The 13,488-nt window shown below is 72.6% G+C and carries 21 protein-coding genes; all 21 read right to left on the minus strand.

Annotated features, from left to right (window positions below; translation table 11 throughout):
• Positions 1 to 27 precede the first annotated feature (27 nt).
• On the minus strand, positions 28 to 402 hold the full coding sequence (locus ACFVQG_RS37950; protein WP_383393075.1) for a hypothetical protein: 375 nt from the start codon (positions 400 to 402) through the stop codon (positions 28 to 30).
• A gap of 323 nt (positions 403 to 725) precedes the next feature.
• A complete protein-coding gene (dnaN, locus tag ACFVQG_RS37955) occupies positions 726 to 1,844 on the minus strand; it encodes a DNA polymerase III subunit beta (RefSeq protein WP_383393078.1) in 1,119 nt (372 codons plus the stop codon).
• Positions 1,841 to 2,314 carry a hypothetical protein gene (locus tag ACFVQG_RS37960; protein ID WP_383393081.1) on the minus strand — a complete coding sequence of 158 codons (474 nt, stop codon included), beginning with the start codon at positions 2,312 to 2,314 and terminating at the stop codon, positions 1,841 to 1,843. Before ACFVQG_RS37960 ends, dnaN begins: the two co-directional genes overlap by 4 nt.
• Positions 2,315 to 2,325: 11 nt before the next feature.
• Positions 2,326 to 2,877: a hypothetical protein gene (locus ACFVQG_RS37965; protein ID WP_383393084.1), complete on the minus strand. Its 552-nt coding sequence runs from the start codon at positions 2,875 to 2,877 to the stop codon at positions 2,326 to 2,328.
• A gap of 3 nt (positions 2,878 to 2,880) precedes the next feature.
• The gene (locus ACFVQG_RS37970) at positions 2,881 to 3,750 is read right to left on the minus strand and encodes a histone-like nucleoid-structuring protein Lsr2 (protein WP_383393085.1); all 870 of its coding nucleotides are present in this window, start codon (positions 3,748 to 3,750) and stop codon (positions 2,881 to 2,883) included.
• 9 nt (positions 3,751 to 3,759) lie between these two features.
• Entirely contained in the window at positions 3,760 to 4,293 is a 534-nt protein-coding gene (locus tag ACFVQG_RS37975) for a WhiB family transcriptional regulator (protein WP_383393088.1), read from the minus strand.
• Positions 4,290 to 4,751, minus strand: a complete 462-nt coding sequence (locus ACFVQG_RS37980) for a hypothetical protein (protein ID WP_383393090.1) — start codon at positions 4,749 to 4,751, stop codon at positions 4,290 to 4,292. Before ACFVQG_RS37980 ends, ACFVQG_RS37975 begins: the two co-directional genes overlap by 4 nt.
• On the minus strand, positions 4,748 to 5,428 hold the full coding sequence (locus tag ACFVQG_RS37985; RefSeq protein ID WP_383393092.1) for a GGDEF domain-containing protein: 681 nt from the start codon (positions 5,426 to 5,428) through the stop codon (positions 4,748 to 4,750). Before ACFVQG_RS37985 ends, ACFVQG_RS37980 begins: the two co-directional genes overlap by 4 nt.
• An 89-nt stretch (positions 5,429 to 5,517) precedes the next feature.
• Complete coding sequence (locus ACFVQG_RS37990; RefSeq protein ID WP_037680781.1) at positions 5,518 to 5,811, minus strand: hypothetical protein; 294 nt, start codon at positions 5,809 to 5,811, stop codon at positions 5,518 to 5,520.
• Positions 5,812 to 5,921: 110 nt separating this feature from the next.
• The gene (locus tag ACFVQG_RS37995; RefSeq protein WP_383393095.1) at positions 5,922 to 6,356 is read right to left on the minus strand and encodes an NUDIX domain-containing protein; all 435 of its coding nucleotides are present in this window, start codon (positions 6,354 to 6,356) and stop codon (positions 5,922 to 5,924) included.
• A 14-nt stretch (positions 6,357 to 6,370) separates the two neighbouring features.
• Positions 6,371 to 7,168: a hypothetical protein gene (locus tag ACFVQG_RS38000; protein ID WP_383393098.1), complete on the minus strand. Its 798-nt coding sequence runs from the start codon at positions 7,166 to 7,168 to the stop codon at positions 6,371 to 6,373.
• Positions 7,169 to 7,212: 44 nt separating this feature from the next.
• Positions 7,213 to 7,785 (minus strand): hypothetical protein, encoded by a 573-nt coding sequence (locus ACFVQG_RS38005; RefSeq protein ID WP_383393101.1) that lies wholly within the window; start codon positions 7,783 to 7,785, stop codon positions 7,213 to 7,215.
• Between the two features lie 78 nt (positions 7,786 to 7,863).
• Positions 7,864 to 8,505 (minus strand): hypothetical protein, encoded by a 642-nt coding sequence (locus tag ACFVQG_RS38010; RefSeq protein ID WP_383393103.1) that lies wholly within the window; start codon positions 8,503 to 8,505, stop codon positions 7,864 to 7,866.
• Between the two features lie 89 nt (positions 8,506 to 8,594).
• Positions 8,595 to 9,302 (minus strand): hypothetical protein, encoded by a 708-nt coding sequence (locus ACFVQG_RS38015; RefSeq protein WP_383393106.1) that lies wholly within the window; start codon positions 9,300 to 9,302, stop codon positions 8,595 to 8,597.
• Between the two features lie 100 nt (positions 9,303 to 9,402).
• On the minus strand, positions 9,403 to 9,786 hold the full coding sequence (locus tag ACFVQG_RS38020) for a hypothetical protein (protein WP_383393109.1): 384 nt from the start codon (positions 9,784 to 9,786) through the stop codon (positions 9,403 to 9,405).
• 107 nt (positions 9,787 to 9,893) lie between these two features.
• Positions 9,894 to 10,475, minus strand: coding sequence for a hypothetical protein (locus ACFVQG_RS38025; RefSeq protein WP_383393112.1), 582 nt, complete (start codon positions 10,473 to 10,475; stop codon positions 9,894 to 9,896).
• 99 nt (positions 10,476 to 10,574) lie between these two features.
• On the minus strand, positions 10,575 to 11,063 hold the full coding sequence (locus ACFVQG_RS38030) for a Pycsar system effector family protein (protein WP_383393114.1): 489 nt from the start codon (positions 11,061 to 11,063) through the stop codon (positions 10,575 to 10,577).
• Between the two features lie 102 nt (positions 11,064 to 11,165).
• Positions 11,166 to 11,558 carry a hypothetical protein gene (locus tag ACFVQG_RS38035; RefSeq protein WP_383393116.1) on the minus strand — a complete coding sequence of 131 codons (393 nt, stop codon included), beginning with the start codon at positions 11,556 to 11,558 and terminating at the stop codon, positions 11,166 to 11,168.
• A gap of 85 nt (positions 11,559 to 11,643) precedes the next feature.
• Positions 11,644 to 12,252, minus strand: a complete 609-nt coding sequence (locus tag ACFVQG_RS38040) for a hypothetical protein (RefSeq protein ID WP_383393119.1) — start codon at positions 12,250 to 12,252, stop codon at positions 11,644 to 11,646.
• Between the two features lie 117 nt (positions 12,253 to 12,369).
• Positions 12,370 to 12,864, minus strand: a complete 495-nt coding sequence (locus tag ACFVQG_RS38045; RefSeq protein WP_383393121.1) for an RRQRL motif-containing zinc-binding protein — start codon at positions 12,862 to 12,864, stop codon at positions 12,370 to 12,372.
• Positions 12,848 to 13,354 (minus strand): hypothetical protein, encoded by a 507-nt coding sequence (locus ACFVQG_RS38050; protein WP_383393124.1) that lies wholly within the window; start codon positions 13,352 to 13,354, stop codon positions 12,848 to 12,850. Before ACFVQG_RS38050 ends, ACFVQG_RS38045 begins: the two co-directional genes overlap by 17 nt.
• Positions 13,355 to 13,488 lie beyond the last annotated feature (134 nt).

Genomic DNA, 13,488 nt, shown 5'->3' on the forward strand with positions numbered 1-13,488 from the left:
ACGGACGAGCGAAGCAGTGGTGCCGGATCAGGTACTCAGGTCGATACCGGGCGGGAGGTCGTGCCCGGCAAGGGCGTGGGTGAGGAGCCGGTACGGCGTGGTCCAGGCTCCGTGGATTCGGCTCCTGGCGCAGTGGAGTGTGCTGGTGAGGGCGGCTTCGGTGTCGGGGTGGATGAGGACCAGGGCGACGGGATCGGCGTCGGCCGGCTGTCCGTCGGCGGGGCGGCCGCGCTCCAGGGCGCGACCGTCGGCGGCGATCCGTACAGCGACGTCGCCCTGTCCGGTCCAGGGGGCCGGTCTCTTCCGGGCGGTGAGCATCGCGGTGAACTCCGCGACGGCCTTCTGGTCGCCGGGGTGGAGAGGGCCGGTGCCGTGGCCGCAGCGTCGGAACCGGGCGGTCACGCGGCGGTGGAGGCCGGGACGGCCTTGTGGCTGTCGCGGTGCGCGGACTGGGCGGGCTCAGCGAGGACGCGCAGGCCGTGCGGCTCGCCGACCTTGCCGTGCTCGCTGCACATCACCTGATAGTTGGCGCGTCCGGTGCAGCCGGATTCCGGATCGCGGGGCTTTCCGGACGGCTTGATCTTGTGCTCGCAGACGGTGCCGTCACGGTGCTGGGGGCGATCCAGATACGAATGCGGGCCATGGTGAGCCTTCCTGCTCGGGTGGTGGGGACCGGAGGGGGCCGCGCCCGCTGTGGACGGGCGCGGCACGTTGACGGGGCGGGGTCAGCCGGTGAGCCGGATCGGCATGAGGAGGTAGCGCAGCGCCTGGTCGTCGGTGCCGGCGCCGCGCATGACGGCGGGCTTGGTGGCAGAGACGAACTGGAACTGGACGGACTCAGCGTTCAGGGCATTGAGGCCGTCGATGAGGAAGGTGGGGTTGAAGGCGATGCTCAGCTCGCCGCCGTCGAGGTCGACGTCGACGTTGTCGACGGCCTGGGCGTCGTCGCTGGTGCCGCCCTCCAGGACGAGGGGGCCGTCAGCGGAGAACGTGAGCTTGATCGGGGATTCCCTCTTGGTGGAGACCAGGGCGACGCGCTGGGCGGCGGCCTTGAGGGCGGCGATCTCCACGGTGGCGGTGGCCGCGAACTCGGTGGGGAACAGCGACTCGTACTTGGGGAGCTCGCCCTCGAGGGCGCGGATGGTGGTGGTGTGGTTCTCGCTGCGCACGACGAACAGGCCCGAGCTACCGGTGGGCAGGGCGAGGTCGACGGTGGTGTCGTCGGCGGTGGCCTTGGTGGCGTCGGTGAGGGCCTTGGCCGGGATCACGGCGGTGCAGTCGGGCAGGTCGGCGTCCTTCCACGGGAGGACACGGACGGCGAACCGGTAGCGGTCGGTGGAGTAGAGGGTGAGGGTGCTGGCCTTGCTGTCGTGGCGCAGGCCGATGCCGGTGAGGATGGGCAGGGCCTCGTCCTTGCTGACCGCGCACGCGACCTGGGCGACGGCTTCGGCGAGGGCGGGCCCGGCGAGGGTGCCGGCGGTGGCGCCCGGGTCGGGCAGGGCCGGGTACTCCTCCAGAGGCAGGGTGGGCAGGGTGAAGCGGGCGGCCCCGGCACGCAGCAGCATGCGGGTGCCGGTGAGTTCCAGGTGCACGTCGCCGCGGACGGTGCCGATGATGTCGGACAGCAGCCGTCCGGAGATCAGGGCGCGGCCGTTCTCGGTGACGGTGGCGGGGCAGGTGGTGTCCGCGCTGACCTCGTAGTCGAAGGCGCTGATGCGCAGCCGGTCGTCGGTGGCGTCCAGGAGGAGACCGGCGAGGACGGGAATCGGGGGGCGGGCCGGAAGGCTACGGGCGGCGTAGCCGACGGCGGCCGCGAGGTGGCCCTGTTCGACGGTGAGCTTCACGGGCGGGTCCCTTCGAGGGGTTCGGGGAGGTCCAGAAGGAGCTGTTCGGTGGCGGGGGCCGGGACGGTGGCCAGGGCCTGCGGCCGGGTGGGTGGCATGACCGGGGTGGCGGCCACGCCGACGTCGACGGCGAGCTGGCCGGCATCCGCGAGGGCCCGGGCGCGGGTCTGGGCGCGGGTGACTGCGTGGTGGCCAGCGTCGTAATGCAGGTGGCAGCCCTGGCACATCGCGCGCAGATTCGCGGGGTCCACGTTCTCGGGGGTGTGGTCGAGGTGGGCGGTGGTGAGGATGACGATGCTGCCGGTGCCGTACGCATCGCCCTCGTGGACGTTGGGGCAGCGGCCGGGGTGGGTGCCCCGGCCGCATTCGCCCTCGCACTCGCACCGCCACCCGGCCCGTTCCTTGATGGCCAGGCTGATCTCTGGCCAGTCGGGCGGGTAGCGGAGGACGTTCTCGGGCCGGATCGGCACGGCGTCTCCGGTCAGCCGTCGGCCGGGCGACGCTCGTAGTCGGCGATCAGGTCGCCGATCCGGTCCGCGTCGTCGGTCTCACCGACCCAGGCACCGGTGTGGGCCCACACGCTCGTGACCGCCACGTCGCCGTCGTGCCAGAGGAGATACGTGCCGTGGCGTTCGAACAGCCCGCAGTCGGCGACGTGGACGCTGATTCCGGTCCGCTGGTAGATGTCCCCGGCGTCGGCGGTGAGGAAGTCGAGCTCCCCGTCGTCGACGCCTTCCGGTGACTGGGCGGGTGCCTCCCGCAGGAATTCGAGCGTGGTGACGTCCAGCCACATCGGCTCGTCCGGGGTTCGGGGCGCCCGGACGTAGCCGGTGACGCGCAGCAGGTCGCCGGGGACCAGGTCCTGCAGCACGGCGGCCGCGATGGCCGGGTCGGTCACCGTGCAGGGCATGACCATCTCGTCCGCGCGCTCGTCCGTCGGGCTGACGACGATCCTGAAGCGTGCTGTCGACCCGTGGCCGGGCACCCTCTCTTCGTCCAGGAAGCCGTCCAGGGCTATCGCGTCGGCTCCCATGGGTCAGCTCGCCTTCGCGGCCGGGGCCGGGTGGGCGGCGTCGTACGCGTCCAGGATCTTCTTCGCGACGATGCCCGCGTCCGCGACCTTGTGGCCGTTGGCGCGCGCCCAGGTGCGGATGTCGGCGAGCTCCTCCTTGGTGCGGCCGCTGCCCAGGCCCGACCGGATCGGGGTGGGCGCGGGCACCGCCACCGCCGTGGCGGTGGGGCTGGGCAGGGTGCCGGTCTTGATGGCCCGGAGCTCGTCCTGTGCCTTGTCCAGTTCGGCCTTGAGCGTGGCGACACGCTCTTCGGCCTTGCGCTGCGCGTCGTCGATGGTGTGCCGGGCGGTCAGTTCGGCGAGGTCGCCGCGGACCCGGGCGGCCTTGTTGCGGATACTGGCCACCGGGTGCGCTTCGGCCCACGCGAGCAGCTGCTCCACGGAGTCGCCGGACGCAGTGTCCGTGGCCGCCGGTTCGGCGGTGACCGCCGCCCCCTTCTCCTCCGCTTCGAGCATCGCCTCGGTCTTCTCCTCCTGGGCGCTGACGAGGGCGGTGATCTCGTCCTCGGTCAGGCCGGTGGCCTCGGTGATCTCAGCGGTGGTGGCGTCGGCGTAGTACATGGACAGCGCGGTTGCCTCGAACGCGTTGGGGGTCTTCGAGGTCTGCGTCTGCGGCATGTCGGGGTCTCCTTCGGAGCTGGGGAGGAGGGGGAGCAGGGGGGTGAGGGTGTCGTCGTCGCCGGGCAGGCCAAGGACGTCCAGGAGGAGGACCAGGTCCTCCTTGCTGTCCGCGTTGCGGGCGGTGACCCGGGCCGCGGCGGCTTCCTGCTCGGTCGTGGTCGGGTCGATGGGCAGGCCCTCGGCTTCGAGGGCCTCCGTCCAGTCGGTGAACATCGCGGCCCCCTACGACGCGGCCTTGAGGCCGGCCATGAGCCGGGTGCGGTTGCGCTGCTGGAGCTCGGGGGTGACCAGCCGGTGCGTCGGCATCGGCCCGTTCACCTGGCGGTCCAGCCGGACGATGCGCGCCTGGTCCACGGTCAGCGGGGTGTGCCGGGCGGCGGCGGCCTGCTCACGGCGGGCCTGGTCCTGGCGGGCGAGGACGTCGATCCAGTCCGGCCCGAGCCGGTCGACCATGCGCTTGCGCAGGGCGGTGCGCTGGCCGGGGGTGGTGGCCGCCCAGATGCCGAACCGCGTGACCGGCTTGTTGACCAGGGCCCACCGCAGGCAGGAGTTGACGATGGGGCAGCCGGAACAGGCCTTGCGGGCCTGCTCCAGGCGCTTGTCCGTCGCCGCCCGGTCGGTGGTGCGGTCGCCGTTGGTGAAGTCGAACAGCGTCGGCTCCAGCTGGCAGCGGGTCGGGGTCGGGCTGTGGGGGAAGGGGAAACGCGGGTCGGGGTCGGCGCCCGAGGTCGGATGGGCGACGCCGGGACGGCTCATGACATGGCCTCCGGGAACAGCTCGTTCAGGTGGGGGAGTTGGAGGAGGACCTGCTCGAACACGGGCAGCGGGACGCGCCAGGGCCCGAGCGCCCCGGTGCAGGGCACGGGCAGCGGGAGGGCGTGGACGTCGTCCAGGTCCAGGTGGGAGCAGCCGGTCTGTGCCCACGGGCTGCACGGGTCGCCGTCGTCGGTGTGGGAGCCGGTGATCCGGGCGACACCGATGACCGCGCTGTAGTGCAGCTCGTGGCCGCGGATCGTGTGGGCCACGAGCGGGTCGCGCAGGGCGGCCCGGTCCATGGTCTTGTGCGCACCGGCGTGCAGCAGGCGCCAGCCCGGCGCCCACGGCTTCGGCCGGTTCTCCACGCGCTTGTCGCCGTGGACGATGCACGCGGTCCAGGGCTGCTTGATGGTGATGCCGCGGATGAAGTCCGGGGCGTACAGGGTGGGGGCTTTCATGCGGCCGCCCCGAGGCTCGCGGTGCCCGGCCGTCCGTCGCGCCGGCCGTTGATGGACGGCACGGTGGCGTGGGAGCGATCGGCGAGCACGGCGCGGCCGGTGTGCTTGCCCGCGTACATGGCGGCGTCGGCGGCCCGCTGCAACTGCGCCAGGTCCGTCGTGCCGAGGACGTCGGGGGAGGCCGCGCCGATCGACGCAGCGACGTCGACCAGGTCGCCGCCGCCGACGTCCACGGGCTGCGCGAGCAGAGTGGTGAGCTGCGCGAGACGGAGCTCGCGGCGGGCGGCTCCGATCCGCACCGTGACGGCGAACTCGTCCCCTCCGAGCCTGCCGACCGCCCCGCGGCTGCCCGCCCAGGCGGTGAGGCGCTGCGCGGTGACGGCCAGGACGCGGTCGCCAGCGCCGTGCCCGCCGGGGCCGTCGTTGATCTCCTTGAAGTGGTCCAGGTCCACGATGACCACCAGGGAGCTGTCGCCGTAGCGGCCGGTGATCTGCCGGGCCTTGGCGGTGTAGCCGTCGCGTCCGAGCAGTCCGGTGAGCGGGTCGCGCCGGGCGGCAGCGAGCTTGCGGTGCAGGGTGACGGCGTGGACGGTCCAGCCGGTCAGCGGCACCGCGAGAGAGGTGATGATCAGGGCGCGTTGTCCGGACGAGCCGTGTACGCGCACGGTGGAGGCCATACTGGTGTCTCCCTCTCGTTTCGTACGGGATGGGTGGCCCGGGGCAGGCGGCTGGTTTGGACGCCTTTGACGCCTGTCCCGGGGCGGATTCAAAACGTGCGGCGTGTGCCGAGCAGGCCGTGGGGGTTCACCCACGGAGCGGCCGTCGCCTTGTTCCAGTCGAGGTCCCAGTCGGGCCGCAGCCCCCGGGCACCCCAACCGCTGACGAACTCGAACGGGATCTCCTGCCCGGCCTGGTGCAGCAGCAGCGCCTTGTCGTACGCGTCGTGCGCTGCCTCGCGGGCGGTGACGGGGCTGTCGGCCAGGCCGACGAAGACGTGGAGACGCCGCCCCTGGTCGTTGTTCTTGGTCGGGACGTCAACCTCCCAGTACGACTGAGGCATGCCCCTCCCCTCCTTCCGGTCCTGGTCCTGGTCGTGGCGGAACACCGCAACCGCCCCGGCCAGGTGAGGCCGGGGCGGCACGGAGGAACGCCGCGTCCCTCGAGGAAGGTTCAGCCGGCCGTGGCCCTCGCCAGGATGTCGGCGTGGTCGAACGCGAGATCCGGGAGCGCGTTCAGGGGCCACCAGCGGGCGGCTGTGGCGTCGTCCCCGGCCTTCGGCCTGACCGGTATCGGCAGGGTGGCCGTGTAGGCGACGCTGACGTACCGGCCGCGCGGGTCGCGGCCGGGGGCATCGAAGGCGCCCACCTGCCGCAGGCCGACGGCCGGGACCGTGATGCCGGTCTCCTCCTCCAGCTCGCGGGCCGCAGCCGCCAGGCTGGTCTCCCCCGCGTCCACGTGACCGCCGGGCAGAGCCCACCGGCCCTTGAACGGGTCCCAGCCCCGCTCGATCAGCAGGACGTGCCCGGCGGCAAGCAGGACGACGTCAGCGGTGTAGCGGATCGTCTCGTCAGTGGTGGCGGTCTCGTCAGTGGTGGCGGTGCTCATCTGGTGACTCCTGCTCAGGCCGGGACGGGGGCGGGGGTGTCGAGTGCGGCACCGAGCAGCAGGGCGCGGATCGACTGCTCGTACTCGCCGTTGCGGATGCGGTCGTGCATGAGCTGACCGGCGACCAGGCAGCGGGCCCGCAGCTGGATCAGGGCGACGGTGCGGGGGTCGGCGCCGGCGTCGGTGGCGGCCTGGGCGGCGGCGTCCCCGGCGAGCTGGTTGGCCGTGGCGAGGCCGGCCGCGCGGCGGGAGGACTGCGCCCGCCAGTACGCCCACTGCGTCAGCGCGTGGGTGTCGTCCACCCGCTGCTCCCACGCCTGGTACGTCCGGCGCGTGCCCTCGGGGTCGGCGGCCCACTCAGCGGCCCACTGCCGGGCGAGGTCGGGCAGCTGCGCGAGGACGGCCAGGACCTGCTCGCCGCGGTGCCCGAACGCCTGCCACGCACCGGTCTCCTCCACGACGCGGATCTGCTGGGACATCAACCAGTACGGGTAGTAGCGGCCGCCCCAGTTGCCGGTCTCACCGAGCGGCTCCACGACGAACAGCCGGATCGGCCAGCCCTCCTCGATGCGCTCCAGGATCTCGCCGGGCCGCGTGTACATGTGGAAGTACGAGAACGGCTTGTCGGTGTACCACTTCTGGCCGGGGCTGGGGTGGTCGATGACCTGGCCGATGTGGTCAGCGAGGTTGACGGTCGGGATCGTCTCGCCCAGGCCGCTGTAGTAGCGGGCGAGGTGGTTGTCGGTGGGCGGGACGGTGCCGTCGGGCCGGGTCGCCATGTAGTGGACGGGGGGCCGGGCGCTGCGTGCCATGAGTTCCTCCGTAGTCGGGAACGTGCTGGTGACGGGCGGGTTGGTCAGCGGCGCGGGTTCTTGTGGCCGCGCAGCTCGTCCACGCGGGTCGCAGTGTGCGCGAGGTCGCGAGCGAGGGTGGCGAGCCGCTGCGCGTCGTCGCCGACGGGCTGGGACCAGATGAGGCCGGCGGCGAAGTACGAGGCGTTCGCGGCCAGTTCCCTGGCCTGCTCTGCCAGGCGCTCGCGCTCGGTCTGCAGCGGGTCGGCGAGGGGGACGCGCTCGGGGAGGGGCAGTTCGATCAGCCGCTCCAGGATCACGGCCAGGGCGTCGGCGACGGCGTCCAGGTCGCCGTCGGCGAGCCAGGCGTGGATGTGCTCGTGGCCGGTCAGGTCGGGGGTGTACTTCGCGAACAAGCGGCGGTCAAAGTCGCCAGAGGCGGCCCCGGCCGGGGACAGCTCGAAGATGATCCGGCCGTTCTTCCAGTCGGGGTAGCACGTCAGGTCACGGTCGGCGGTCTCGCTGGTGAAGACGGCGGGCCACTCCGGCACGGTGGGCAGCGTCCAGTCGGTGCCGAGGATGTCGGCGAGGACGGCGGTGAGGCGGTCGGGGGCCGCCTTGGTGATGGTGCGGGGCAACGGATCCTCCTGGGAGCGGGCTGACCGGGCACCGCGCCGCCCCGACCGGTGTCGGAGCCGGGGCAGCACGGTGAAGGGTCAGGACCGTCCGGCGGCCGCGGCGGGCACCTGCCGCTGGGCTTCGGCCTCCTGGCGGCGGTGGTTGCGCACGACCTTGCCCATGATCTTCTGGGTGGCCTTCTCCGCTTCGTCCTCGCGCGCCACCAGCTCCTTGTAGAGCTTCTTGAGGGCGGCCTTGTTGAGCACGTGCGTGCCCATCTCGTGGCGGGCGAGGGCGATCTGCGCGTCGGGGCCGCCCTTGCGGCACAGCTGGTCGACTTCGACCATCGCGTAGACGAGCGTGGGGCCGACCTCCTGGCCCTTGCGGCGGCGCAGCCGCTGGGCGTTGAGGAAGATCCGGATCGAGTTCTGGGGACCGGCCACGGTGACGGCGTAGATGTCGCCGGGACGAGCGGTCAGGGACAGCACCTTGTCGCGCCACACCTCGTACTTGATGCCGGCGGCGACGCCCAGCGACTGAGCGACCAGGCCGGAGAGCTTGTTGGTCTTGGTGACCACGAGTTCGACGGGGACGACCGGGCGGCGGCCGTAGTGCTCGCGGACCAGGCGCTGGGCAATGGGCGCGGCGGCCTCGATGTCGGCGGTGAGCTTCTTGGAGACGAACAGGCCGGAGCGCCGGATGGTCATCTGGTCCGGCTGCTTGTTCTTGAAGAACTGCACGTGGGTGTCCTTCCGGGGGCGGGCGGGCTGAGGGGCTACCGCACCGCCCCGGCCCGCACAGCGCGGGTCGGGGCGGAACGGGCAGTCCGTCAGTTCGCGTGCAGGCTGGCCGTGAGGTCCTCGAGCAGGACGTCGTGCTCGTCGCGGTCCTCACTGGTGTCGGCCGCCGTGGCCGGTGCGGCCGGGAGGCCGGCGGCGCGGGCGGTGAGGTGGTGGCGGATCTGGTCGATGCCGGTGATGGTCACCGGCTCGTCTCCGTCGCCGGTCAGCAGCGTGAAGAGGGGCTCGGTGTTCCCGTACTTGTTCTCGTCGCGGCGGTAGTGGAGCCAGACGCCCGGGGCGAGGAAGAAGGACGCCTCGCCGTCCTCGTAGCCGCGCCACCGGTCCTCGTCCCGCAGGAAGCTCTCGCCCTGGTCGATCCGCCACGCGGCCGACGCGGCACGGTTGGCGGCGTCGTCCTCGGTGGCGGCGGTGACCTGGGCGAGGCCCTCGTTCAGGGTGGCCGGGGCGTCGGGCGCGGTGTGGCCGCTGCCCTGGGGCCGGTTGTGGCGGGACTTGGTGACCAGGCGGCGCAGCGGGGTGATGAACAGTTCCGCCATGCCGTTGATGGCGACGGCGGCGACGACCGCGACGGCTCCGGTGGCCGCGAGGCGCCAGTCGCCGGACCAGGTCTCCGGGTAGTAGGTGTAGCCCGCCCAGGCGCCGATGGCGCCGCCGATCAGAACCGTCGTCATGTCCAGTCCCTCGGTCACGGCACTGGCGACGGTGATGGCGGCGCGGCGTACGGCTCGGTTCATGATTGGGGTGCTCCTTCTTCTGTCGGATTGCGCTCTGGTGGGAGGAGGGGTGTTGCTCCGGGGCGGCCGGGTCTGGAGGCCTGCGGCCGCCCCGGGCGTCTCAGCGGCCGTCCGTGTGGGCGGCGGCGGTGGTGCGGATCGTGTCGGCGAGCAGCACGGTCAGCTCGTGGCCGTGATCGACGACGTCCTCCAGGCGCTCGATGAGCTCGGGGGCCAGGCCGTTGTTGCGGGCCCCGGCGAGCAGTCCCTCGAGGAAAAGGACGTCGGCCAGGACGCGGCCGCGGGCGTCGACGACGCCGGGCTGCACGGCGAGGACGTCGGTGTTCTTCGCGGTGGCCAGGGCCGTGTGGCCGGCGGCCGCGCGGTAGGCGGCCTCGGTCTGCTCGGTGAGCAGTTCGTCGACCTGGGTGGTGGTGCCGTAGGCGCGGCGCCAGCCGAAGCGTTCGGCGGCGATGTCCATCAGGGAGCGGCGGGCGAGGGGCACGGTGACCTCCAGGGGAGGGCCGGTCGCCTGGTCTCTGCTGACCGGGCGGACACCGCACCGCCCCGGCCGCCGACGCGCGGCGGGCGGGGCCGTACGGAGAGCGCCGGTCAGTCCTCCGGGAGGTGGCGTGCGTAGTAGGAGACGTAGTCGCTGTACTGGCTGCGCTCGATGCGCAGGATCTCCGGCTGGTCGACGGCCAGCTGCTGGAGCACGCCCACGATCCAGTCGTTGGTGCGCTGGAGCGTGAGGCGGATCAGGTCCAGGTCGGAGATCCACACCTGGAGGTCTTCCTTGCGGCGGCGGGCGCCGCGCACCCAGGCGTGCAGCTGCTCGCGCGCGGTGTCGTCGTCCGGGCGGGCGGGGAGGTCGCGGGGCAGCGCGCGGCAGGTCGTGGCGTGCTCGTTGGCCGTCTTCGCGGCGTCCGCGAGGCTGTAGCGCGTGTTGTAGCTGCGCCGCCCGTCCCGCGCGGAGGCGAAGTGGCAGCCCAGGCAGGCGACCGCGTAGTAGGTGCCGGCCTTCCCGTCGTCGGCGGTGTAGACGAGGACGACCGCGTGGGCCTGGTTGTAGTACCGCTGGACGATGTTGACGCCCTCGGGCTTCCAGGTCTCGCCGATCTCCGGCCACGGCGCGGGCTCGGGCGCCGGCGGTTCGACGGGGGCGGGGCGGCGGGCGAACAGGGTGAGGGCCACGGGGCTACTCCTTGTCGGTGTCGACTTGGTGGGTGCGCCGGGCGGCGGCGGTGGCCGCGACGGCGATGAGGACTAGGACGAGCGCGTACGGCCAGCTGCTCATCCGGCGACCGCGAGGACGGCGGCGGCCAGGAGCAGGGCGAGCGCGGCGAGGATCGTGTCGACCGCGCGGGTGAGGCGTTCGAACTTGGCGACCGCGATGAGGGACAGCGACTTGACCCGGGTGGCACGGGTGTCCGCGCTCATCGCGGTGATCAGGTCGTCTTCGCTCAACTGCGCCCAGCGGGGGAAGCCTTCGCGGATGACGCGGCCCCGGCCTCCGAGGTTGGGGCGCACGACCAGGAGGAGCAGCACGGCGGCGGCCGCGAGCGCGAGGACGGCGAGGCCTCCGGCGACCTGGGCGGACAGCGGCAGGTCCTTGTCGGCGACGCTGGCGAGCCCGGCGAGGACCGCTCCGTCGAAGGCCAGTAGTAACGAGGCCTTCGAGTCGGTCCGCGTGATCTTCGCTTCGACGTCGTGGCACGCGTCGTCCAGGTTCTTGCTCAGGCCGTGCGCGGCCGGGAGCGCGATGTCGGGGGCGGCGGTCATGGGCGAGTTCCCTTCCGGCCGGGCTGTCCGGCTCCCCGTCACCACCCGGCCCGCCGTGGGCGGTACGGGTGGATCAGGCAACCGTCAGGTCAGCGAGGGGATTCAGGCCGCGGACAGGGTCTTGGCCTGAGCGTCGTCGGCGGGCTCGGGCAATACCCAGCAGCCGCGGGCGTGCCGGGTGGCTTCCTCCCGGGCGTCCTTCCGGCTCGAGGTGCCGAAGTCGCGGCTGCCGCCGCAGCCGAGGCAGGTCCACGGGTAGACGCGGACTCCTTCTTCCCTGGCTTCCATGACGACGGTGAGCGAGCCACCGCGGGTGCGGATCCGCATCACCGTGCCGTCCGGGACGGGCACGTCCGGGTCGTCGGAGGCGGCGATCGTGGCAAGGTCGATCCACAGCCGCGCTTCCTCCAGCATGTGCTCGCGCCGCTGGCCCGTCTCGGTACGGACGGCCTGGAGGAGCATCGCGGCCTCTTCGTGCATCTCGGTGCTGAGCATGTGTTCCCTCCCGTATCTGCCGGGCTGTCCGGCTCCCCGTCGCCACCCGGTCCGCCGTGGGCGGTACGGGTGGCTCAGGCAGCCGTCAGGACCGGCGGTCGCAACCGGGCAGGACGATCACGGGGCGCAGGGACAGGCCGCGCAGCGCGAAGAGCGAGCCGATCGTCCAGGCGAGTACGGCCAGCGCGGCGGCGACGGTGCGGCCGGCAGGGGGCGAGGACGCCCACACCATGTACACGGTGGCCGCGCCGTGCGCGGTGTACGTCAGGCGAGCGCCGACCGCGCCGGTGAACCAGGCCAGCACGAGGGAGACAGCGCCGACGCCCAGCCAGATGTTGACCGCGCTGGAGGCCGTCAGCGGAAGGCCGGCGGTGTGCGCGCTCAGGTAGGCGTGGACGGGATCGCTCACTGTGGCGGTCCACTGGGTGAACCACGCCCAGTCCTGGTGGTGGTACCAGTCGATCGCCTTCGGGATGCCCCACTTGAGGATGAGGATCAGGGTGGCGGTGCCGAGGATCGCGCCGACGGCGAGGGCGCCGGGCGGGATGTCGTCGCGGGTCCGTATGGGCGCCGGCCTCGGGACGGTGGTGGTGTGGGCGGGGCTGCGGCGGGGCGGCTGGCGGTCGCTGTCGGCGATCGTCTCCATCGGCGGGACGGTGGGTTCGGGTTCGCGGGGCTCGGTGGGGTCAGTCACCGGGTCTTCTCCTTCGCGGTGGTCGACTGCGACACGGGCGGGGTTGTGCGGGGTCGAATGGCCGGGCTGTCCGGCTCCCCCTCACCACCCGGGCCGCCGTGCGGCGGGCCGGGTGGATCAGGCAGCCGTCAGCCACTGCGTGGCAGCGGAGACGTAGTCGGCTGGGTCGGCGGGGGTGCCGTCGTGGCACTCCAGGCACATGCCGAGCGTTTTGAGCGGGAGGCACCGGAAGTACCTTCGGCGGCACTTCGGGCAGGTCTGGCGTCGGGCCATGGCCTTGTCGAGCGCGGCTTCCTGAGCGAGCGTCGGCACGCGTTTGGGCTTTGCGAGCTCGAGGCTGTACAGCCACGCCATGCGCTTGCCGGTTCGCCAGACCATCTGGGCGACGGGCTCGTGGCCGCCGGGGCACAGGCCCATCGCGCGTAACTGGCGGCGGGTGGCTAACCCGGTTGCGGGGACGGGGCCCTCGCCCCGGGCGGCTTTGCGGATCTCTGCCGCGCCGGGCACCTTGAGGTAGCCGTAGGTGGGGAAGTTGTCGCCGTCGCCGTACAGGTCGATGTCCCGGACGACCGGCTCATCGGCCGGGGACTTGGGGTCAGCGGCGGCGGCCACGGTTGTGTCCGCGGCCGGTGTGGACCTGGACGCGGGAGCGGCCCTTGGCGCTGACGTTGATGGTGTCGCCGCGTCCGGTGCCCGTGGTGGTGAACAGCTTCAGCAGGATCCAGCCGCCCAGGCCTGCGAGGCCGATGAGCCCGAGGGTGACGATCGCGTTGACCAGTTCCACGATTGCGTGGATCAGGAAGAAGACGCCGACCCCGCCGATGCCGACGATGAAGGCCACCAGGGCGGCTTTGATCAGGAGCGGGGAGACGAGCGGCTGCGGCGCCGGGGCGGGCGGCGGCGTGTAGTAGGCCGTCTGCTGGCCGTACGGGCCGGGGACGACGACCACGCCGTCCAGGCCGGCGGTCGGCGGGTAGACGACCGTGCCCTGGGGGAGCGGGACGACGTGCTGGCCGTACGCGGGGGCGGGTGCCTGCCCGTACTGGGGCGGCAGTGGAGTCGGCAGGTATGTGGTCTGGGGCTGCTCGCCGTAGGACGGCATGATGGTGTCCTCCTCAGATGGGGAGCTCGGGCGGGTCATTTGGCGTGAGATCGCCCGGGGAGGCTCCGGCCTCTTCAGGGGCTCCGGGGTGGCTTCAACACCTCGGAGCCCTTGGAGCTGTCGGAACATCTGCG

Origin of the sequence: Streptomyces sp. NPDC057877, from assembly GCF_042796855.1 — a bacterium.
Lineage (GTDB): Bacteria > Actinomycetota > Actinomycetes > Streptomycetales > Streptomycetaceae > Streptomyces.